This window comes from Catonella sp., from assembly GCF_052169795.1.
Classification (GTDB): domain Bacteria; phylum Bacillota; class Clostridia; order Lachnospirales; family Lachnospiraceae; genus Catonella.
Window position 1 is genome coordinate 1 of the sequence record NZ_JBQNBU010000035.1, and the last position, 21,543, is coordinate 21,543.

A 21,543-nucleotide genomic window follows, 5' to 3' on the forward strand; every position below is an offset into this window, starting at 1 on the left:
GAACACTTCACCTGATATATCATTTATCATAACATAGTAGCCGTGCTTTTTCTATCAAAAAAAACAACCCCGGTAGCAACATTGTCACCGAGGTTATCATCCTTTGCAGCATCAACTTCCCATAGTTATTTTGTTGATGCTGCACAATCATTTTTGTATTCGAATTTATCAAACACTAATCCGATTAAAGATTGAAGGAAAATGTCTCAATAGCTTATTGTTTCACGTTTACATCTTCCGTTTCATATACCATACTAACATCTTTACGCCTACCCCAAATCAGGATCCAACTGGCAAGCATGGCGATAGCACCTCCAATTGTAAGACACAGGCGGTAATCAAGTATCTCTCCAAGAAACCCCATAAGCAGGGCAAAAACACCGGAACCGGCAGTAATCAGTACACCTTCGAAAGCATTGATGCGAGACCTTAGCCTTTCAGGAATATAACTTTGTACGGCTGCACTTCGCATAATTGCACTGTTGCTACCCAGAAATCCACAAATTCCCCTGTTAAGCAACATAAGCGGATAGGGAAGCCAGAGCAAACACATATCCATGGTTTCATAAACCTGATAAACAAAAAACGCAAAACCGTATTTCTTCTTGTCAGGAATATTGATTCGATATTGCAGTGCACTACCAATTGTCCGCCCTGCAAACTCTACCACTGAAAACGCTGAATACATGGTAACAGTGAAGCCCGGAAAAGTACGGAAAAAAGCTACAAGAATAGGAGAAAAGCCGCGGGCTACTCCATTGGTAACTGCCATATATTCGTAGATACCGCGAAGGCCGCGTTCTTCCTTCAAATACCGCACTGCCTCCCGTATATCACAGGTCCATTCCCTCAAAGAATATGGCGTACGATTATGTCGTTTTGTTTCATCCAATTGGATAAAGCTCTCTGTAATAGTGGCAACCAATGACAGCCCACTCTGTGCGATCAGAATCCAGGCAACTCCTAGTGTATCCAGGAGAACTGCGGCCAATGGTGTCATGATGACTTTCAGAACCGGATAAAGCATGGATGACACAGCATAGCCCTTTTGCTTAGCTCCTTCCGGAATCAATTCCGGGTAGATACTAGTGAAAGCCAACTCGTCCACTGCCCCCAGGCAGGCTAACATCAAAGATACTGCCAGATAGCCGATATAGGAAAAATCAAAGAACAGTAACCATAATCCCATTCCGGCTAACACAAAAGCATTCGCGGCATCGCCCGCTACCAGAAAAGTTTTGCGCGGTAATCTATCCATGAATGGAGCAATTACAACCGGGAGCAATAGATGTGGAATAAGCTGGATTGCCACAATCAAAGCCGATGCCAAGGTACTGCCGGTTTCATCAAATACCAGGAAAGCTAATGCAAAACCGCCTGCGATTGCACCAACTGTGCCAATAGTTGATGCAATAATCACTAAGCTAAAGTTCCGAGTCCAAAGTTTTGTTGTTTTCATATTTATCACCTCTATAAATAGTGTAGCATTTATATTAGACAAAGATAAGCCCGTATATTTGGGAAAATTATTCCAAATATACGGGCTTAATTCCTCTTTATACTGTCTTTCCGGGAAATTCCTCCATCAATTCACACGCCTTCTTATACTGTCTGGTTGCCTTATACCATTCTAACACCCAAGGCAGGTGAAAGATTGCATAGCCGGAAGGCAGCTCTCTTTGAAGGCGATTAAAGCATTCCAAAAGCAGTGAGCCATATTCATCATGAGTAAGATAGTCCGGGTAATCCAATCTATAACGAACAAGGCTAAGTAACTGCATCGCTATAGACTGATTAATCTCATCAGCATCCATGGTTTCTGCCCGATTCAATGCGGTGAGAGCTTCCTCCCGCCTCCCTGTTTTTTCACAGCAGATTGCCAATTTGTGCAGTGACATCAGTGTGGGCTTTTCCAACTTAGAAAACCATTTATAAGCTTCCTCATAGCGGCCGATTTCAATCCATGATGATGCTGTGTTATATCCGATAAAGTATAGAGTTCTCTGATCTTGCAAACCCTCTGCCAGTCGTTTCACAACCTGATAATGACGTTCCATATTTGGGATATCCTGCTGGTTACCATAGGCGTTGCCAAGGAAAATTTTTGCATCCAGCATAATCTTTACCCTGCCTTCTCTGCTTGCCAAATCATAGGCAGTCTGAAGCGCATCCACTGACGATGAATAGTGTCCAACCTTGTAATCAGCAATTCCTAACTTCAAATAGGTATATGCATTGGGCGTTAGCCGTACTGCCTCGTTTTCCTGTCCCTGTAATATTCGCTGCATAGCCAGTTGACGTGTATCCATACAGGCCTCTATTGCCTTATCTAACGGAACTTTGGAAGAAAGCAAGGTCAAATCCAGCCAAGCAGGAGTAGCCCTATAGTATTCTATATCCTTTGTCTGCAACAAATCATTTAGCTGATCAAGCCTGCCGTCAAGCAAAAATTCCCAACCTTGTTCTGCCAGTTCAGCAGCTTCTTTTTCGATTTCTTTATCACACTTTAGCTCAAGTCTTGCTAGGAGAAGCCTCAAAACTTCCTCTGATGGTTCTGCTTTGCCGGTTTCAATTTTAGACAAATATGATACTGTACAAATCCCCTTGCACAGTCCCGTCTGGCTCCAATTTCTCCTAAGCCTCTCACGATAAATGATATACCCTTGATAATTCATGTAATTATATACACCTCACTTTAGCAGACTGATTATTTCGGGACTTTCCCTTTCAACTCAATTTGAAGTTTATACAACGAATTCACATTCCCTTCTCTACCTATTCAATCCTAATAGCCAATCTCTCGCATTTATTATTTTGATGCCTTCAATATCTCTTGATGGGTCATCATCCAATGTAAGTATTACTTTGGGATAATCATCCTGAAGCATTTGAAGCGGTCTTATTTCTCTGGCTAATGTAGTTTCATCTCTTACAGTCAATGCAACCTGATAATAATGATTGCCATCCTGATTCTGTGCAACAAAATCTACTTCAAATGAATCTGCTTTTCCTATATATACATCATAGTCCCTCCGAAGCAGTTCAAGATAAACTACGTTTTCAAGAATATGCCCCGCATCCATACCGCGTTTACCAAGAAGCATATATCGAAGTCCGATATCAATCACATAATATTTATCCAATGTCTTGAGATATTGTTTTCCTTTTATATCATACCTTTTTGCCTGATAAATAATATAGGACTCCTTAAGAGCGGTAAGATATTTTTCTATTGTTTTAGAGTCAATCTTTCTGCCATCGGAAGACATTGTATCAGCTATTTTTTTTGTAGAAAGCGGATTACCGATGTTGTCAAAGATAAATTTCAAAACACTTTGAAGCATCATTGAATCTGTTACCTGTTTTCGATTCATAATATCTTTAATTACAATAGTGTTATAGATACTTTCCAGATAACCTCTAATTATATTAGGATTGGAATTCAATTCTAACACATAAGGAAATGAACTTGATGACAAGTAATCAGTGTATTTTGTTATTCTGTCTTCAAAGCCATCCTTGGCAATACAATATTCCTTAAATGACAAGGGAAGCATTTCAATCTGAATATATCTTCCTGATATAAGTGTAGCTATTTCGCTTGAAAGCATATAGGCATTGGAACCGGTCACATACAAATCTACATCAGGATTTAACTGAAGACTATTCAATACTTTGGGAAACTTATATACACTTTGAATTTCATCCAGGAAAACATAGGTCTTAACATTTTTCTTCAAGCGTTCTTTAATATATTTATGGAGGCTTTTATAATCGGTTAAGTCCTCATACTCCAAATCTTCAAAATTAATCAAAATTATCTGAGATTTCTTAACACCGTGTTCTATCAGCCAGTCCCTAAACTGAAGCAATAATGTTGATTTTCCACATCTTCTGATTCCTGTTACAATCTTAATAATATTCTTATCCTTAAGTACCTTTAGTTTATTCAGGTATTCTTCTCTAATTATCATTCTGCACCCCCTTACAACAATGATAACACTACTCATATGTTTTGTAAAGTTTTTGAGTTTTATACCAAAAATAATTATCTTTTAGTTGTTTTTAGGATTATATTCCAAAAAGTATTTATCATTTTTCCCTCTCTTCTCCCAAGGCTTTTCATCTTCCCCCGCCTTAAAATTATAAACAGGCGTTATAATATCTACAATATCCACCGCCTCATTAATAACATCCAGAATATCATCAAGGGATTTATACACCATAGGTGCTTCATCAATGGTGCTCTCATTTACGGAAGTTGTATATATACCTTCCATAGAAGCCCTGTATTCTTCCAGGCTTAGGGTTTCCTTTGCCTTTCCTCTGGACATAATACGTCCTGCCCCATGAGGTGCCGAATAATTCCATTCAGGGTTGCCTTTTCCCACAGCGATTACCGAGCCGTCTCTCATATTTATAGGTATAAGTACCCTCTCGCCTTTATGGGCTGCGATTGCACCTTTACGAAGAATCATCTCATTCGTGTCTATGTAGTTATGGATTGTATGAAATGCTTCTTCTTTAGACATACCTGTCCTTTCCAATATGGTTTCTGCCATTATTTCCCTGTTTCTGCAGGCAAATCTCTGGCATATTTCTACATCATGCAAATAGTCTCCAAGAAAAGAGCCGTACAACCAGCAAAGGTCTTCAGGAACATCAGAAGTCTTGGCAGTGTATTCTTTAGCCAGTTCCTTTAATGTATCCTGTATCTCTGCCCGTCTGCCCGCTTCTTTATATGTACGGATAATTTCCTCTCTTCTTATAAAATAATCCTCTTTTCCTGCATGAAGATCTATTGCAAGCTGCTGATAAATTTCCGCAACCTGTTTTCCAAGGTTTCTGCTTCCTGAATGGATTACCAGATAATGTGTACCATCTGCTGCCTTATCTATCTCTATAAAATGGTTTCCTCCCCCAAGCGTACCTAAGGAGCGTGCCAGTCTCTTTGTATCCTTTAGAGCACGATAGCATTTCAGTTCCTGTATATCAAATTTCTCCCTACGCCCATCCCATACGTTCCTGCCGGATGGAATATAGTGGCAGGCCTCATCTATTTTCTCAAAGTCAAGGCTCTTATCAGCAAGTTTTACGGTATACATCCCGCAACCAATGTCTACGCCCACAATATTAGGGCAGACCTTATCCGTAACTGTCATTGTAGTTCCTATTGTACAGCCCTTACCTGCGTGTACATCAGGCATTATTCTTACCTTGTTTCCGGCTGTCAGTTCATAATCACACATCCTTTTAATCTGTTCTATAGCCACATCTTCAATAACCTTTGCATAACAGATTGCAGTATTCATTTTTCCTTTAATCTCTAACATAATCTCAGTCCTTTCTAACCCCCAATTATTCACAGTATAGGCACAGACCTCTTATTCTACATAGTACAGCAGGATAAGCAGTTTTCGGTCTGCGACTATGGGTGATGTTATCAAACATCTTGTGAATAATCGTAATTTCACGCCTTCTGCTTGATTACTATATTTCACAAGATGCTTTGTGAATCATTTAGGCTAAATAATATTTAAGTGGGATATAAGTTATCTTACTTACAATATCATTTTACCTTTCCGAAAATTATTATTCACGGAAAAAAAGTTGCGAACACCTACTGCTCACAACTTTTCTGGCTGATCAGCCTCTGTTTTATTAAATTTATAAAATGCTCCGGTGCTGTGGCTTTGACCAGCGGCCCGAATGAAAGAACTCTGATTACTACCTCTGTTTCATCCTCTTTATCATAATGAATTGTAATGGTATATCTGTCTTTATCAATTCTTTCTGCTGTTTTTTTAAAGTGTGCAAAATGAAGAAGCACTCTCTCAAGTACATTTCTGCAGTCTGTCAGTTCAAGGATGACTCTGCGAGGTAGAGCCTTATTATATTTCATTCTCTTAATTTTCGGTGGATTATCACACCGCCTGCAACTTATTATCCTTCCGAGATTTATTGTCAGACCAAATTTTTCTCCCGCACCAATCAGTCTGAATTTATCATCTTTTTCTGAGTACTCCAGATACTGAGGCAATATAGTCCGATTTGCGGCTTCTCCCCTTCTGTTTTTTACATCTATACTGAGTGGATACTGCTGTTTTATTGCATCAAGAATAAGTCTGAAGTTGGCAATATAATCCTCATCCGAATAATTGTCACCATCATTACATCTGTCAAACACAAATATATCCTCAGGACGAAATAATGGCTCTACATCAGTAAAATCTATATCTATATCGCCAAATAATCTGATTCTTTGATCACAGGCAACTGCCTTTAACCACTGCTTCTGTAAAAGAGACAAGGGCAAAGACGGATTGTTTTTTATCGGTGTCATTCCATCCTTGGTTATTAGCTGCCATCTCTCACTTTTTATTGCTTCCGGAATTACTGCTTTACTTTCACCAAATGCATGTTTTTCAATAATTTCCCTTATTTCCGCCTCCGAAACAGGGTGTCTTACCGCCTTTTTAATCACAGCAGCCACAGTATTATAATATGCACCGTAAACTTCGGAAAAGATCATTTATTCATCACCTCCGATTCCATACATTGCATACATATCATTTATATCTTTCCTGAATTGTTCTTCAAGGATTTTATCTGAAAAATGAATCTCCGTTATTCTTCCTGTAAATGTTCTGATCCATGGAATCAGTTCCCCGGAATCAAATACTGTCATCGAAAATCTGGCAGTATTACCGTCAATATGCTCTACTGTCCCAAAGCGTTTCTCTCTTTCTAAGCGATTAATAATATACCGTTCGTCATCCTCATAATGAATAGTAAAAGAGACCTCTTCCATTCTGGCACCCGATATACTTTGTGTACTTACACCCCACATATGCGGAAGCATTCCTGCGAGCTTCTCACGGAGTTCATCAAATCTCTCACTTACATTTTCGGCCTTTATGGAGATGATATTGTCCGTCCTAAAGGAATTAATCCTGTTAAACCCGGGCGAATATGCCATCAGATAGCTTCTACCGCTCTGTACACTTATCAAGAGCTTCAGCGGCACTACCCGGGTTTTAGTAGTTTTATTCTTATTTCTGCTCATCATCTCAAGACTTACACTTCGTTTCTCTCTTAAGGCATTAAAAATTAAGTAAATGACCTCACTGTCCATAGCCCCTGTGATATAATGGTGCTTAAATGCAAATCTGCTTTCGTGAGCTTCAGCTTTATCAAGCAGGAAGGAGCCAATCACCCCACAGGGCAGTACCTCTGAAAAGAAATCAAGCATATCCGGATTCGGTAAGTCAATATCATCTGCTCTCCTGTAATACACTGCTCTTCCTTTTCTTTCCGAAATTATTAGGCCTTGCATAACATATTCTTTCAGTTTCTTTCTGATTGTAGATTCATCAAACATTCTGGGCTTTACAAACTTTGCCAAGTATCTGTCTATCTCCGTTATTATTTCATCTATTGAAAGACTTACTTCAGAATTACAAAGAATGTCAAAAAGTATGAAATGAAGCGTAATGTCCCCATCCGTAAAGCTTTTTGCTTTCCACGCCTTAAATAAAGGATTATGGCAAGATTCTCTGCTGTCTATGGAAATGAACATATTTTTACCGGTAGGAGTATGACGAAATCGCATATATTCTCCAAGCCAACTCTCGAGTCGGCGGCGCTCATCATCGTAAGAGCGGGCACTTTTTCCGGTAAACTCATCCCTGCTTTTGAATCCGTAAACATAAAATTCCCTCATATAGTCACGTATTTTGTTAAAGTTCTTTAATAGCTCGCTATATGCCATAAGCCCTCCTATAAAACCACATAAGTGCTAAGCCACAGCCTCCGCACTGTAGCTTAGCATATGGCGGTTTGCTATCTATGTTTTAAAAGCCAAAAATGATTTTTATCATCCTCAGACTTCTCGATATTGCAGGTAAAGTTGCTCTTCTTGTCAGTATTTCTTGCAATCAAGATTACAAGTAGGGTATTTGAAAAAGCTATGTTGTCAGCCGCTTTGGACCCTTTTACACGAAGATATATTGCATACTCCACATCATTTTCAATTTCATTAAATTCATCAATAAAATCTTTGACATTGTCCCAGCCATGTTTTTCATAAACAATTTCATAGTCAGGATTATTAAGCAAATCGAGATACTCCTGTTCCTCTACCGCTTCTTCCCCTCTATGGAATTCTTCATAGTCAAAACTGCTTATATCTGAAACAGTAATATTGTCAAATAGATTATTCACATTGCTAATAATAGCCTCATACTCAGATGCAGAAATTCCAAATTCCTCTGATGGATCATAACCCTGCATTGTCTCTGTAATTCTTTTTCTTGCTTCATTGATTTTTTCCTTAATATTATTCATTTCAGTCTGATATGACCTTTGGATGTCTTTGATTTCCTGCAATCTTTTTTCTTCTTCAGCTATCTTTTTTTCGAAAGCCTGATAGATTACAAGATTATCCTTATCAAGAAGCCCTTTTATCTCGTCTATTGAAAATCCTGCTTTTTGTAGATTTTTTATTTTAACAAAAGCAAGAGCCTGTTCCTCCTCATAAAATCGGTATCCTGACCATTTATCAACTTTAACCGGTTTCAGCAGATTTACATGATCATAGTAACGAAGCGTCTGAGGGTTACAGCCACAGAGGTGGGCAAATTCCTTAATCGTCATACCATGTACCTCCTTTCTGAAATGGTTATATCATTGCAGTTGGCTATAAGGTCAATAGCTAACTATAAAAAATACTTCAAAGCCTACCTTTCTCTTAACATTACTATATATCATGTTCAAAATTAATTTTCAATAGTATTAGAACTCCCTACCAACTTGAATATCGGCAGCTTTACCTTGCCTATATAGACGAGCCTAAAAAAGTACCTATGGATAATAATGCCTTTACAATTCAGAAAATGGTAGAGTATGTATATAAGAATTTTAATGAAGAATTAGTTCTTGACGATATTGCAACCGCAGGAAATGTAAGCCGCAGTCAATGTGCAAAGCTGTTTAAGAAATATACCAAGCTCTCTCCAATGACATTCTTAAATAAGCATAGGCTGGAAGTCAGCCTCAACCTGCTTCGTTCCACCACTGATAGCGTTGCTGAAATAGCACAAAACTGCAGTTTCTTTGACCAAAGCTATTTTAACCGCTTATTTTTAAGAGAATATGGCTGTACTCCACTCTCCTATAGAAAAAGCGGACATAATCATTTGCTGTAAAACTAAATATCATAATAAATAAGTTCGAAACAGTACAATAATAAAACAAATATAACAAGGAACCATACCACTTTTAACAGCAATATGGCTCCTTGTTCCTATAAAATTAATTTATTCTATCTTATTCTACCTTTATAAATCAAATGTAATAAATACTGTTTTACAAACTGGAGTAAAATCTGTTGCTTAGCCGGATAAACTTATATTATCCTCTATTCTCCTATCATCATGCTTATAATCTCATCATTAGTCTCTTTCATTCCTTCTTTTCCAAGTCTTCCTACATTCTTAATTGTAGACTCCACATCATCTGTTACGATGCCATCTCCACCCTTAAATCTCTGTCCTTCTTTGCTCATATTAAATCCCATAATTCCTGCATCAACTGAGGCAGCTATTTTAGCTGCACAGGAAGCTTTCGCACCATCACAGATAATTCCCGATGTTATTGCCAAAGCATTAATAATAGTGTCTTTTATCTCTGAAAGCGTAGCTCCTTGCAAATATGCAATTCCTGCCCCGCTGCCCACACCTGCGCTAACGGCTCCACAATATGCTGAAAGAGTACCAATAAAACTCTTCTGATGAATGGCCGTAAGGTTTGACAGTGCCAATGCCCTATACATCTTCTCCTCGGTACATTTTAATTCATTAGCATAAACTATTACCGGAACAGAAACCGTTATCCCTTGATTACCACTTCCGGAATTTATTACTACCGGCAGCTCACAACCACTCATTCTCGCATCAGAACCTGCTGCTGCCATAGCTTTTGCTTTCGTTTTAACATCCTCTTCATACATTCTAAGTAGAATCTTGCCTATATTGGCACCGTAATCATGCTCCATCCCTTCTTGTGCTATAGCAAAATTGCACTCTGCCTGATTTTTTAGTATAGGCTTTATATCTTCAATATCTACTGTCTGGATAAATTCCCATATATCTTCCATGTTAAGTAACTGCCTATCATCACGATACTTATCACCACTTATTTCTTCTTTTTTAGAAAATAATATTTCCCCATCTTTTTCTATTAATATTACATTAGTATGTGTATTTACAATATGAACCTTTACATACGATTTTTTATTTTCAGCTCTTATAATAATCTCAAAAAGTTCTGAGTCTTTTAAATGCTCTACATTTATTTCTGAATTTTCAGAATATTTTTTAATTTCAGCTTTTTTACTCTCAGAAACTTCTGATATAACTTCCAACTCTTTTTCAGCATCACCTGCTATTATACCTGCTGCCACTGCAGCTTTAATCCCCTTCAAACCACCTGTGTTTGGAATAACTACTGACTTTACATTTTTAATTATACTGCCACTTACTTGTACATTCATCCTATCTGGAATTAACCCCAAAAATTTTCTCACAAGTGATCCTGCGTATGCAAGCGATATAGGCTCTGTGCAGCCCATTGCCGCCTTTAATTCTTCTTTAAGAATATCTGTATATGCCTTATATATCTTGCTATCTTTCTCCATTTTATTACCCAAACTCCTCAAATTCATATTTTTTAATTTTTCTGTAAAGAGTGCTTCTAGAATAACCTAATATCCTGCAAATATCCTTCTTAGACATTCCTTTAACCAATAGCTCTTTTAATCTGTATTTCTCTATCTCCTTGTTAGTAAAACTTATACCTTCTTCATCTGAAATTTTAATTTTATCTTTCCCATCTTTCACAAAAACTTCAATTAATGTTTCCAGCGTTCCTAAATCATACTCTTTTCTTTTGTTCCAAAGTTCCTCAAAAAAATCTTCTGTTTTATCTGCATGAATTTTACCATATACACGGTTATAATATTTTATTCCACTTTCAAAAAATCTTGAAAATAAAAGTTTATTATTGTAAACTGTTTCGACATTTTTCAATGTTGTCTTACTTATCTGTTCATATAAGGCTCTACTGAATAAGCCCTCTCGTACAAGTTCACTTAAATTTTCAGTTGTACAAAATATACTTCTTACACTCGGTTCAGATTTTTTGTTCAATTTTATCAGAGAATATTCATTCTTCAAATATTCCGCTAATTTGTTCTGAATGTGCAGAAGCATTTTTTCCGGCTGTACAATAACAATAGTGCCTTTATCCATACTCCAAAGCAAACCATGCTCATCAAACAAAAATGAATCCATCAAATCTCTATATACATTTTGCATATATATTACCTTCATCTTCTGAAGTCTTCTGTCAGAATAATTTATGATTGCTTTTGCAATCAATTCGTTTATCGCATTGTCATCACTCTCAATTAAAACAGAAGCATTCCCCTGCGATATTTCTTTGGCTTTCTCTGTTATTTCTTTTCCTATATATTTTGACAGCCATGAGAAAGTAACAAGAGTTCCGCTTGCAAACAAAACTGAATCATTCTGTATACTTCTGTAAGATCTGAAGCAACATAAAAATTCGTCAGTAATTGATGCATTTGAAAGTATCGGTTCACACGTTAAGGTCCCATAAAAATATACCCTGTTATACTCGATAGAAATTTTTATATTCTCTACTTTCCTGCCTTTTCTTATTATCCTTTGTAATTCAGGATAGATATCACACACATTAGTGACATCTCCCTGTTTTTCAAAAATTGTTTGAAAAGCCTTATTTTTATATATTATGTTCCCAAAACGGTCAGTATATGCCAATGCATCCTGCATTATGTTTATTATGGTTTCAATTTGATTTACTTTAGCTTTAAGTGACTTTCTAACATTATGCTCATGAATTCTTTTCGCTATAAGGCTTGCCATGTTCTCCATAAATGTGACTGTCGAGTCTATTTTCTCAAACATTTTTTTACATTTACTTTTTTGAAGTATCAGTGCTAATACACCCAGAACTTCTTTGTCATAAATAATGGGGATACCTATAAAGCCTCTCATCTTACATTCTTTGAATACTTTACATTTTTTACAGCTTGGTACATCTGCCTTATTACTTATACATACCTTATTGCCACTTGTAAGAACAACAGAGATGAGAGAACCATAATTTATCTTATTATAAAGCGAGAAATAATTAAATTTTCTCCCTATTATTGCCATATGTGTATCAACAATAATGACATCAGTATCTAACACATCTGATATAACCTCAGCAAATTTATCCAAATATAATTTGCTTCCTATGGTTCTCTCCTCCCTTCAACTCTATATGTTTTTATACTCAGCTGCCGTTTTCCTAATGAATTCAAGTCTTTCAGGTTTAATATCTTCACTTATGGTGCAGTCTGCTCCAAGTGCAACCCCTTTTGTCCCTGTCTCATCAAGTATCCTATATATTTCTTTTTTCAATTCATCTTCATTTGCTTCATAAAGAATACTACCAGGAGCATTATCAAATCCGCCTAGCACAGGCTTTCCCTTAAATATTTTCTTTCCTTCTGCAAGTGAAATGTTTTCAGAATATATAGCCCAGTTAAAAACTTTCACAGGGTAATCTGCATACCATTCAAGATTATTGGTGTATTTAGCATAACCACAAATATGCAACATTACATTATCCGTAAATGTGTTTATATAATTAAGAACTTCCAAATCAAGCGGTTCAACCAACTCTTTGTGTACCTCCTTTGTAAAGCTCTTATCCTGTACACATTGTACACTATAATATATGCCATCGATAGAGGTTTCTTCAAATAATCTTTTAACAAGCACTTTAATATCTTCTGCAATATTTTTTGCCGCTTGTACCATAACATTCTTATCTTCTTTAAATAGTCCGGTAAACTTTTTAAAATCTTCGTCATATTCTTCAAAACGAAGCCTTATGTACTGTAAAGGTGAAAATATATTATAATATTTATATACATCATCTCCTGCATAGTCAGCCACTTCTTTAACATACTCAACTTGTCTGTTTATCCAGTCATGATTAGCCCCTACAGACTTTACTTCTCTTAATTCATCTAAAGTTGTAATTACTTTACTGCACACAGAAGGATGTCCAAAAAATCCATCAGACATTATTTTCAGTAAATCCGGTTTTACCTCATCTATATATTTCTTCTGCTTAGTCAATATTTCATCATATATTTCCTTTACATCACCGTTATAATGATTATGAAATGAAACAAAATGATGCCAGAAAGCAGTTACAACCCTGTCTGATTCTTCGTTATTTAAAAATGCCTCTACCACGTTTTTTCTATCATCCATAAACGCCTCCTATTTTTCCTTCAATTCTTTATTTGCTATATCTGAAATCCACCTAATACGTCCATCATCTATTCCATTTGGTATCGAACAGTCAGCCCCCAGAACATAGCCTTTATAACCGCTCTCTCGTATAAGCTTTTTAGCAAAAGCTTCAACTTCCTCTTTTGACCCTGTATCTATCAGAGTATCCGGATTATTGTCAAACCCACCTAATATACACTTTCCCTTAAATAGTTTCCTGCCCTCACTAAGCGATACCCCTTCTGTAAATACTGCCCAGTTATAAGCTTTACTCTTATAATCAATATAAAATTTCAGATCATTTTTATGATGGGCATACCCACAAATATGCAGAATATTATAATCGCTCAGACGATTTGCCAGCTCTAGCAGCTCTATTTCTGTCGGTCTGATATACCTGTCATATACTTCCTTTGTATACATAGTACTTTGTATATTCTGTACACAATAATATATACCATCTAAACTTGTTTCTTTGAATAATTTCTTAAGTAAAATCATAAGATCTTTTTGTATTTCCATCCCTGCTTTGTAAAGTTCCTCAGGAAAATTTTCAGCTAGGTATACAAATCTTTCAAAATCTAAATCATAAAACTCAAGTCTTATTCTTATTACCTGCACCGGTGCAAACACATTGTAAAAAGTCATAACCTCTTTCCCAAACAAATCAGTTAGCTTTTTAACATGCTTTACCTGCTCTGTAATCCATGGATGATCCTCTCCAATGCTTTTTATTCTTAAAAGATCTTCTCCTGTTTTTAGCTCATTATCCATAACAGGCGGATAACCCATAAATCCCTCATTCATCAACTTCATCATATCGGGATTTACCGTTTCATAATACTTCTTATGGCCCAGAACAGCTCTATCTCTTATATCTTCATTTTCAAGACCTTGAAACTGCTCCTTACCTAAAATGAAGTGATGCCAAAATCCTATTGGTATTCTATCTGTTTCCTGACCGTCAAATGCGGCTTTTAACAATTCTCTTTTTGACTGTAACATTCATTTACCTCAGCCTATATTATTCTCTCTTTTGCAGTATTCATAAGTTCTGATATCTGGTATGACATAGTAACTGCTCCGGGATCCAGATGCCCAATCCCTTTATCTGCCTGATATGTAGCTCTTCCTCTTATAGCCTCCATATCAGCTGTACTGTCAGCTCCATCCTTAGCGGCTTTCTTCACCCTGTCACAAAGTTCCTCATCTGAAACTCCTGTTTCAAGACAGATTTTATACTCTTCCACTGCAGGATACAGACTATCTATCATTGTTTTGAATCCTGGCTTTGCCTGACCTCTGGACATTATTGCATCCAACATAGCCGCAAGGATTTCATATAATCCATTGTTATCAAGATATTCTTTATCAACACTCACCTTGGCCGCTGCAATATATGCACTTCCATAAAGTACACCTGAAGAACCTCCTATTACAGCCATCATTGTTTTCCCTATTTCCTTCAGTTCATCACTTATACTTAATGATTCAAGTACATTCTTTGCTTCAACAAGCTTTTTAAACCCCATATTTAAGTTAGACCAATGATCTCCATCACCCGTAGCTAAATCCAAGTCTGTAACATAGTCTCCGTTATCATATATAACTTTATATGCTCTTTCTATATATTCAGCATAATCTTTTGACGTTAACCTGAATGCCATTTTAATCCTTCCCCTTTCAATCTATTTTTAATGCCGGAGTATCACAAGAAGCATCCAGCAATGATTTCAATTTATCATTTAGTTTCATAAGGGTTAATGAACAGCCGGTCATATCAAGTGAAGTAGTATAGTTTCCTACAAGTGTCTTATGTACCTTTATTCCTTTTTCTTTAAGCAGGATTTGTACTTCACGGTTTAATATATAAAGTTCCATAAGAGGAGTTCCTCCGAGTCCATTTACAAGAACAGCTACCTCACTGTTCTCATAATCATAATCACTCAGGATCTTATCCAAAAGGATTGCTGCCACCTCTTTGGCTGTTTTTATCTTTGTCTTTTCAACTCCCGGTTCTCCATGTATGCCCATACCTATTTCAATCTCGTCATCACCTAAAATAAATCCCGGTTTACCGACTGCCGGAAGTATACATGGTGTCATAGCCATACCCATACTTCTTATATTAGAAACGGCTTCTCTCGCTGCTCCTGCCACTTCACTTAAAGATGCACCTGTTTCTGCCATTGCTCCTGCTATTTTATGCACAAAGACAGTTCCCGCTATTCCCCTTCTGCCTGTAGAATATGTGCTGTCTTGTACTGCTACATCGTCTTTTACCACCACACTTTCAATCTGTATTCCTTCCAGCTCTGCCATATCTGCTGCAAGCCCAAAATTCATAATATCACCTGAATAATTTTTTATTACAAATAATATTCCTTTTCCCTTATTAACCCTGTTTACTGCAGCTTCTATTCTATCAGGACTAGGTGATGAGAATACATTTCCGGAAACTGCCGCATCAAGCATTCCTCTCCCTACAAATCCTGCATGTAAAGGTTCATGACCGGCTCCTCCACCCGAAATAACTCCCACCTTGTCTTTTATAGTTTTTCTTACTATTACCTCTTTTTCAGGGATATAATCTAAGGTATCACAATATGCCATCTGCATACCTTCCAGTGATTCTTTAACCACATCTTCCGGGGTATTTATAATTTTTTTCATATATTCTTCTCCTTAAAATGATTGTCCCATATCAGCCAATACCAAGATAAGCCTTTTTAACTCTTGGATCCTTTGATATTTCTTTTGCAGGACCACTCATAGTTACCAGTCCATTCTCAATAACATAAGCCCTGTCTGACGCCATCAGTGCCATATTGGCATTCTGCTCTATAAGCAGGATGGTTACACCTTGTTTGTTTATTTCCTTTATCATCTCAAATATCATTGCCACAAAATTTGGTGCCAGACCAAGTGATGGTTCATCAAGAAATAGCAGTTCCGGGCTTGACATAAGTGCCCTTCCTACAGCCAACATCTGCTGTTCTCCTCCTGAAAGAGTTCCCGCCTGCTGTCTTACCCTCTCTTTTAATCTCGGAAACAGGTCATACACCCTCTCATATCCAGACTTAATTTTTGCCTTATCTTTTACTGTATAAGCTCCTATTCTCAGGTTTTCTTCCACAGTAAGTTCAGGAAAAACCTCGCGTCCTTCAGGAGAAATACTTACTTTCATCTTAGTTAAGTTATAAGACGGTATATTCGTTATTTCCTGATCATATAAAAACACCTGTCCACTGCTTGCTTTCACTACTCCTGTCACGGTATTAAGCAATGTAGTTTTTCCGGCACCGTTACTCCCGATAAGTGATACTATTTCTCCCTTTTCAACTTCCATATCTATGCCCTTCAATGCATGAATTGCTCCATAATAGGTATTAAGTTTCTGAACTTTCAGTACCACTATGATCACCTCCCAAATATGCTTCTATTACCTTTGGATTATTGGCTATTTCTTCTGGAATACCGTCAGCAATTGGTTTACCATGATCAATTACGTATATCCTATCAGATACATTCATAACCACACTCATATCATGCTCTATCATAAGTATGGTATATCCCATACCCCTTAATTCTTGTATAAACCTCATAAGCTCAGTAGATTCCTTAGGATTCATTCCTGCTGCCGGTTCATCAAGCAGTATAAGTTTCGCTCCGGTGGCAATAGCTCTTGTTATCTCAAGTTTTCTCTGTTCTCCATATGGAAGGTTTGAAGCATAGTCATTTCTTCTGTGATCAAGTCCTATCAATTTAAGCAGTCTTATTGCCTGAACGACTTTAACATCCTCTTCATCCCTAAACTTTTTTGTCCTGAAAATAGATCCAAAAAAACCATACTTTGTTTTTATATGTGCACCTATCATTACATTTTCTATTACTCTTAAATCACTGAACAGTCTTATATTTTGGAAGGTTCTTGATATGCCTGCATTGACTATATGAAGTGGAGACTTATTTTGTATTTCTTCTCCATTAAATACTATACTGCCCTCATCCACTTCATACACTCCGGTTAACATATTAAAAACTGTCGTTTTCCCAGCACCGTTAGGGCCTATTATACTTATTATCTCACCTCTGTTTATTTCAAGGCTTACTCCGTCCACTGCAACAATACCGCCAAATCGCTTTGTTATATTTTTTACCTCAAGTATTTTCGCCTGTGTCCTCATACATTATCCTCTTCCATTTTTTTCAATTCAGCTTCGGCATTCTTTGATATTCTATATGGTAATCTGGATTTCCATCCCATAAGGCCCTGTGGCCTGAATCTCATCATTAATACCAGAATTGCTCCATAAAGCACAAACCTATATTCCATCAGAAATCTTGACACTTCAGGAAAAGCTATAAGAATAATTGCTCCTACGAACATTCCTCTAAGAGTTCCCATTCCACCAAGAATAACAATGCTTAGTATCATTGTTGAAACATCAAAGTTAAAAGTATTTGGATCTATATATCCAATTAAAGTTGAATACAATGCTCCGCCCAAGGCACAGATTGAAGCCGAAATGACAAATGCCAATATCTTATATCTTGTTACAGGTATTCCCATCATTGTGCTTGCAAGTTCATCTGCCCTTATTGCCATAAATGCTCTTCCTGTTTTTGATTTTACGAGGGACAGACAAAATAATGCAGTAATAATAACAAAAACTATCATAAGATAATACAATCCATGATTATTAATATTAAAAGTAAAGCCGAATAAAGATGGTTTAGGTATATTTTTTACTCCAAGAGTTCCTCCTGTGACATCAGCCCAGTTCATAAGAATCATCTTTACTATTTCTCCAAAACCAAGAGTTATTATGGAAAGATAGGTTCCTGTAACTCTCAATGTCGGAAGTCCCAAAAGAACTCCTATAATTCCTGCAGCTATCATGCCAATGACTGTTGCTATAAAAAAATTCATATTACATTTTATTGCAACTATTGACGCAGTATATGCCCCTATCGCCACAAATCCGGCATGTCCAAGTGAAACAAGCCCTGTGTATCCGGTAAGAATATTTAGTCCCATTGCCAATATCGCATAAGATCCTATTTTTATTACTACAGTTAAAAGATACTGATTATTAAAAATTATGGGAAACGCAATCAAAAAGGTAAATAAAGCTATGTACAGTTTTTTTCTGTGAAGATGTATTATACTTTCCATCTCCTGCAGTCTGCTCTGCCTGGTAAGTTTTTCATTGCTCATTTTTTACACCTTTTTAATTCCTTTCCGTCCAAAAAGCCCATGTGGTCTGACTATAAGGACTATAATAAGGATAATAAAAGCTATAGAATCTCTATATGTCGAACCTAAAAACGTAGCTGCCATGCTCTCAGAAACTCCAACAACCAGTCCACCGAGAAGTGCTCCCGGCAGACTTCCTATACCACCTAAAACTGCAGCTGCAAAAGCTTTTAATCCGGCCATGAAGCCCATGTTAGGATATACTATCTGATAGTAACCGCTTACCAGAGCCCCCGCTATAGTTGCCGATACCCCTGCCAGAAAAAATGTAAATGATATTACAAAATTTACATTCACTCCCATAAGATTTGCTGCCTTCGTATTCTGTTCAGTGGCTCTCATTGCAAGTCCTATTTTAGTTTTATAAACAACAAACATTAAAGCAGCCATAAGCAGCAGAGAAACCACACACATCATAATCTGTGTCATTGATATACTTATTTGTCCTATCTGTATGGTGGTCTGCCCAAATAGAGGCTTAAAATTCCTTTTTTCAGAACCCAAAAATATTATAAGCAAATTAGTTATTATATTTGAAATTCCTATAGTTGTAATCAAGGAAGCTATTGGCATTGACTTTTTCTTTCTAAGCGGCTCAAGTGCTGCCTTGTCTATTAATATTCCCAAGATTCCCGTCAATACCATTGCCACCAAAATTCCCGGGAAAATCCCGAAATTCATTCCTATAAAAACCATTGCCATTTCTGCACCAAATGCGTAAATAGCTCCGTGAGAAAAATTAACTAATCTGAGTATTCCAAATACCAAAGAATATCCAACCGCTATTAAGGCATATCCCATTCCAAGTGCCAGACCATTAAACACCTGCTGTATTAACATCTGTTCCCTTTCCCACTAATCCATTTTTGTGAATTTACCGTCTTTAATTGTTACTTTTACAAACTGTTTATCCACATCTCCATTTGAATCGAACTTTGTATCTCCGGTCACGCCTTTATAGTTAATCTCATAAAGTTTTTCCTTTACTTTTTCTGAATCTGTTGTTCCGGTTTCTTTTATAGCTGTAAGTAAAATACCTACAGAGTCATAAGCCTGAGATGTAAGAGCCGATGGAGCATTTCCATATTCCTTTTTAAATGATTCTACATAGTTTTTAACCTCTGCATCATCTGACTCCGAGAAGAAAATCACTGGGAAGCAGACTCCTTCAACAGCCTCTCCTCCAAGCTCTATCAACTGTTGGCTATAAGAATTTGAGAATCCAACTATTCTTATATCAGGATTAATCTGTTTATACTGCTTAGCTACAGGAGCAACTAAGTTATACATACCACAACATATAACAACATCTGCCCCAGCCTCATTAAGCTTTGTTATTGCCGGGGTATAGTCATCAGAACCTTCCATTACCTCTTCATGTGCTACAACCTTAGCATCAGTTTTTTCTACCATCTCTTTTATCATTTTTGAGGTATTGGTTCCCCAGTCTGTCATAATAGAAATAATACCTACATTCTTTTTACCTAAATCATTTACCGCAATATCTATACTAGCTGCACCCTCTTTGGATATAACCGTATTGTTCCTAAAGATAAAATCACCTATCCCTGAGTAATCAGGATGAGAAGATGATGGAGAAATTTCTATTATTTTATTCTCCTGATAAATAGGAGCTGCCGTCATACATACTCCCGATGCAAAATGTCCAATTACGCCTGCAACCTTTTTATCTGACACAATTTTTTGTGCAATTGTAGTTGCCTCCTCTGAAGTATTTTTATCATCATACTGTACTATTTCAATCTGTTTGCCTAAAACACCACCGTTAGCATTCCATTCCTTAGCTTTAAGCAAGGCTGCATTATAAAAACCAATGCCATACTCAGAGTTATCCCCGGTCATTGGTGCTGCCACAGCTATCTGAATTTTGTCCCCATTAGCAGAGTCACCTGCACTTCCACTTTTGGCTGTTTCACCTCCCTGTTTTCCACACCCTGATAAACTTGCAAAAACAAGTGACATTACAAGCAAACTACTTAACAAACTCTTTTTCATACAGAAAGCCCTCCTTATATTTTATAGTTATATCTTATCAAAAGAATAATATTGTGTCCATACCACTTTGGTAATTTTGCTCAAATTCGTAGATATTATATAACTTTTATTTATTTATTTTTTATATTGATATATAATATAACTATTATATGTGTCATTTTGACACATATTTTTTTGTACAAAATTCACATTAATTAAAATCGAGCAATAAACACATTAACACTATGCATCTATTACTCGATTCATTAGCATTTACTTTATATGCAGCACAAAATATGCAGAAAAAGATATAAAGCTTTATTTATTCAGATATCCGCTTTGCGGGAAGCAGTTTATTCTAGGGCATTTTGAAACGTGAACGGTATTATGGTAATCGGTTTACAGTCAGAGAATCCCTTGTGAAAATGATAGAGGATTACATTGAATACTACAACACCAGACGGTTACAACGAAAACTGGGAATTTTAACTCCATTCGAGAAGCACGAACAATATCTGGCAGCAGCATAAAAACTGCCACCAGATCAAAACTATCTGATGGCAGAAAATTTTTATTTTTTTCATTGTCTACTTGACGGGAAGCAGTTCATTTCACATCAATGCGACTCTTTTTGCTTATATCCTCAATTCATCCTATCTTACTTTTCTTTCCTAAAGCAAAGGAACCAATCTAAGCAATACTGCTCATCAGTCTGATTTTCCATGCGTTCCTTAGCAGTTCCACAGCTTCCTGCAGTAGGTACGATAACATCATCACCCGGGCGCCAGTCAGCAGGTGTTGCACAGTTGTCAGCATCTGCCTTTTGAAGCGCAAGTATAATTCTCTTAATCTCATCAAAGTTTCTTCCTGTTGAAAGAGGATAATACAAAATTG

Annotated in this window: 20 protein-coding genes and 1 pseudogene; 2 read left to right on the forward strand and 19 right to left on the reverse strand. The window is 36.8% G+C overall.

What is annotated here, in order from left to right; translation table 11 throughout:
* Positions 1 to 214: 214 nt before the first annotated feature.
* From ACTTKP_RS06750 to ACTTKP_RS06780, 7 genes are all read right to left on the reverse strand, one after another.
* Entirely contained in the window at positions 215 to 1,459 is a 1,245-nt protein-coding gene (locus ACTTKP_RS06750; protein ID WP_442553148.1) for an MFS transporter, read from the reverse strand.
* A gap of 97 nt (positions 1,460 to 1,556) precedes the next feature.
* Positions 1,557 to 2,675: a helix-turn-helix domain-containing protein gene (locus ACTTKP_RS06755; protein ID WP_442553149.1), complete on the reverse strand. Its 1,119-nt coding sequence runs from the start codon at positions 2,673 to 2,675 to the stop codon at positions 1,557 to 1,559.
* 96 nt (positions 2,676 to 2,771) lie between these two features.
* Positions 2,772 to 3,974: an ATP-binding protein gene (locus ACTTKP_RS06760; RefSeq protein WP_442553150.1), complete on the reverse strand. Its 1,203-nt coding sequence runs from the start codon at positions 3,972 to 3,974 to the stop codon at positions 2,772 to 2,774.
* Between the two features lie 81 nt (positions 3,975 to 4,055).
* Positions 4,056 to 5,333 carry an RtcB family protein gene (locus ACTTKP_RS06765; RefSeq protein WP_442553151.1) on the reverse strand — a complete coding sequence of 426 codons (1,278 nt, stop codon included), beginning with the start codon at positions 5,331 to 5,333 and terminating at the stop codon, positions 4,056 to 4,058.
* Positions 5,334 to 5,620: 287 nt separating this feature from the next.
* Positions 5,621 to 6,532 (reverse strand): WYL domain-containing protein, encoded by a 912-nt coding sequence (locus ACTTKP_RS06770; protein WP_442553152.1) that lies wholly within the window; start codon positions 6,530 to 6,532, stop codon positions 5,621 to 5,623.
* Positions 6,533 to 7,771, reverse strand: coding sequence for a helix-turn-helix transcriptional regulator (locus ACTTKP_RS06775; protein WP_442553153.1), 1,239 nt, complete (start codon positions 7,769 to 7,771; stop codon positions 6,533 to 6,535). It abuts the gene before it with no gap.
* A 71-nt stretch (positions 7,772 to 7,842) separates the two neighbouring features.
* Positions 7,843 to 8,655: a MerR family transcriptional regulator gene (locus tag ACTTKP_RS06780; protein ID WP_442553154.1), complete on the reverse strand. Its 813-nt coding sequence runs from the start codon at positions 8,653 to 8,655 to the stop codon at positions 7,843 to 7,845.
* Between the two features lie 209 nt (positions 8,656 to 8,864).
* Between ACTTKP_RS06780 and ACTTKP_RS06785 the strand changes: the two genes are divergently transcribed.
* On the forward strand, positions 8,865 to 9,206 hold the full coding sequence (locus tag ACTTKP_RS06785) for a helix-turn-helix transcriptional regulator (RefSeq protein WP_442553155.1): 342 nt from the start codon (positions 8,865 to 8,867) through the stop codon (positions 9,204 to 9,206).
* Positions 9,207 to 9,418: 212 nt separating this feature from the next.
* On the opposite strand, the gene ACTTKP_RS06790 is transcribed toward ACTTKP_RS06785, so the two are convergent.
* Genes ACTTKP_RS06790 through ACTTKP_RS06840 form a run of 11 tightly spaced genes read right to left on the reverse strand, consistent with a single transcriptional unit; the run spans position 9,419 to position 20,670 of the window.
* A complete protein-coding gene (locus ACTTKP_RS06790) occupies positions 9,419 to 10,696 on the reverse strand; it encodes an L-cysteine desulfidase family protein (RefSeq protein WP_442553156.1) in 1,278 nt (425 codons plus the stop codon).
* A gap of 4 nt (positions 10,697 to 10,700) precedes the next feature.
* Complete coding sequence (locus tag ACTTKP_RS06795; protein WP_442553157.1) at positions 10,701 to 12,326, reverse strand: sigma 54-interacting transcriptional regulator; 1,626 nt, start codon at positions 12,324 to 12,326, stop codon at positions 10,701 to 10,703.
* A gap of 39 nt (positions 12,327 to 12,365) precedes the next feature.
* Positions 12,366 to 13,373, reverse strand: coding sequence for a uroporphyrinogen decarboxylase family protein (locus ACTTKP_RS06800; protein ID WP_442553158.1), 1,008 nt, complete (start codon positions 13,371 to 13,373; stop codon positions 12,366 to 12,368).
* Between the two features lie 9 nt (positions 13,374 to 13,382).
* Positions 13,383 to 14,399 carry a uroporphyrinogen decarboxylase family protein gene (locus ACTTKP_RS06805; protein WP_442553159.1) on the reverse strand — a complete coding sequence of 339 codons (1,017 nt, stop codon included), beginning with the start codon at positions 14,397 to 14,399 and terminating at the stop codon, positions 13,383 to 13,385.
* Between the two features lie 14 nt (positions 14,400 to 14,413).
* Positions 14,414 to 15,061: a dihydroxyacetone kinase subunit DhaL gene (dhaL, locus tag ACTTKP_RS06810; protein WP_442553160.1), complete on the reverse strand. Its 648-nt coding sequence runs from the start codon at positions 15,059 to 15,061 to the stop codon at positions 14,414 to 14,416.
* A 16-nt stretch (positions 15,062 to 15,077) separates the two neighbouring features.
* Positions 15,078 to 16,067: a dihydroxyacetone kinase subunit DhaK gene (dhaK, locus tag ACTTKP_RS06815; RefSeq protein WP_442553161.1), complete on the reverse strand. Its 990-nt coding sequence runs from the start codon at positions 16,065 to 16,067 to the stop codon at positions 15,078 to 15,080.
* A gap of 31 nt (positions 16,068 to 16,098) precedes the next feature.
* Complete coding sequence (locus ACTTKP_RS06820) at positions 16,099 to 16,812, reverse strand: ABC transporter ATP-binding protein (protein WP_442553167.1); 714 nt, start codon at positions 16,810 to 16,812, stop codon at positions 16,099 to 16,101.
* A complete protein-coding gene (locus tag ACTTKP_RS06825; protein ID WP_442553162.1) occupies positions 16,784 to 17,581 on the reverse strand; it encodes an ABC transporter ATP-binding protein in 798 nt (265 codons plus the stop codon). Before ACTTKP_RS06825 ends, ACTTKP_RS06820 begins: the two co-directional genes overlap by 29 nt.
* Positions 17,578 to 18,615, reverse strand: a complete 1,038-nt coding sequence (locus tag ACTTKP_RS06830; protein WP_442553163.1) for a branched-chain amino acid ABC transporter permease — start codon at positions 18,613 to 18,615, stop codon at positions 17,578 to 17,580. The genes ACTTKP_RS06825 and ACTTKP_RS06830 overlap by 4 nt, the downstream gene beginning before the upstream one ends.
* A gap of 3 nt (positions 18,616 to 18,618) precedes the next feature.
* Positions 18,619 to 19,494, reverse strand: coding sequence for a branched-chain amino acid ABC transporter permease (locus ACTTKP_RS06835; protein WP_442553164.1), 876 nt, complete (start codon positions 19,492 to 19,494; stop codon positions 18,619 to 18,621).
* Positions 19,495 to 19,509: 15 nt separating this feature from the next.
* The gene (locus ACTTKP_RS06840; RefSeq protein ID WP_442553165.1) at positions 19,510 to 20,670 is read right to left on the reverse strand and encodes an ABC transporter substrate-binding protein; all 1,161 of its coding nucleotides are present in this window, start codon (positions 20,668 to 20,670) and stop codon (positions 19,510 to 19,512) included.
* Positions 20,671 to 21,017: 347 nt separating this feature from the next.
* Between ACTTKP_RS06840 and ACTTKP_RS06845 the strand changes: the two genes are divergently transcribed.
* Entirely contained in the window at positions 21,018 to 21,179 is a 162-nt protein-coding gene (locus tag ACTTKP_RS06845; RefSeq protein WP_442553166.1) for an IS3 family transposase, read from the forward strand.
* 128 nt (positions 21,180 to 21,307) lie between these two features.
* Here the strand turns inward: ACTTKP_RS06845 and ACTTKP_RS06850 are convergent.
* Positions 21,308 to 21,543, reverse strand: a pseudogene (locus tag ACTTKP_RS06850) (peroxiredoxin); the annotation flags it as partial.

Excerpts from the sequence above, each read along its gene's own strand:
- ACTTKP_RS06840 (WP_442553165.1), bottom strand. The coding sequence starts at position 20,670 with ATGAAAAAGAGTTTGTTAAGTAGTTTGCTTGTAATGTCACTTGTTTTT.
- ACTTKP_RS06755 (WP_442553149.1), bottom strand. The coding sequence starts at position 2,675 with ATGAATTATCAAGGGTATATCATTTATCGTGAGAGGCTTAGGAGAAAT.
- ACTTKP_RS06780 (WP_442553154.1), bottom strand. The coding sequence starts at position 8,655 with ATGACGATTAAGGAATTTGCCCACCTCTGTGGCTGTAACCCTCAGACG.
- dhaK (WP_442553161.1), bottom strand. The coding sequence starts at position 16,067 with ATGAAAAAAATTATAAATACCCCGGAAGATGTGGTTAAAGAATCACTG.
- ACTTKP_RS06770 (WP_442553152.1), bottom strand. The coding sequence starts at position 6,532 with ATGATCTTTTCCGAAGTTTACGGTGCATATTATAATACTGTGGCTGCT.
- dhaL (WP_442553160.1), bottom strand. The coding sequence starts at position 15,061 with ATGGCATTCAGGTTAACGTCAAAAGATTATGCTGAATATATAGAAAGA.
- ACTTKP_RS06790 (WP_442553156.1), bottom strand. The coding sequence starts at position 10,696 with ATGGAGAAAGATAGCAAGATATATAAGGCATATACAGATATTCTTAAA.
- ACTTKP_RS06785 (WP_442553155.1), top strand. The coding sequence starts at position 8,865 with ATGGATAATAATGCCTTTACAATTCAGAAAATGGTAGAGTATGTATAT.
- ACTTKP_RS06775 (WP_442553153.1), bottom strand. The coding sequence starts at position 7,771 with ATGGCATATAGCGAGCTATTAAAGAACTTTAACAAAATACGTGACTAT.
- ACTTKP_RS06765 (WP_442553151.1), bottom strand. The coding sequence starts at position 5,333 with ATGTTAGAGATTAAAGGAAAAATGAATACTGCAATCTGTTATGCAAAG.
- ACTTKP_RS06750 (WP_442553148.1), bottom strand. The coding sequence starts at position 1,459 with ATGAAAACAACAAAACTTTGGACTCGGAACTTTAGCTTAGTGATTATT.
- ACTTKP_RS06835 (WP_442553164.1), bottom strand. The coding sequence starts at position 19,494 with ATGTTAATACAGCAGGTGTTTAATGGTCTGGCACTTGGAATGGGATAT.
- ACTTKP_RS06800 (WP_442553158.1), bottom strand. The coding sequence starts at position 13,373 with ATGGATGATAGAAAAAACGTGGTAGAGGCATTTTTAAATAACGAAGAA.
- ACTTKP_RS06830 (WP_442553163.1), bottom strand. The coding sequence starts at position 18,615 with ATGAGCAATGAAAAACTTACCAGGCAGAGCAGACTGCAGGAGATGGAA.
- ACTTKP_RS06825 (WP_442553162.1), bottom strand. The coding sequence starts at position 17,581 with ATGAGGACACAGGCGAAAATACTTGAGGTAAAAAATATAACAAAGCGA.
- ACTTKP_RS06760 (WP_442553150.1), bottom strand. The coding sequence starts at position 3,974 with ATGATAATTAGAGAAGAATACCTGAATAAACTAAAGGTACTTAAGGAT.
- ACTTKP_RS06805 (WP_442553159.1), bottom strand. The coding sequence starts at position 14,399 with ATGTTACAGTCAAAAAGAGAATTGTTAAAAGCCGCATTTGACGGTCAG.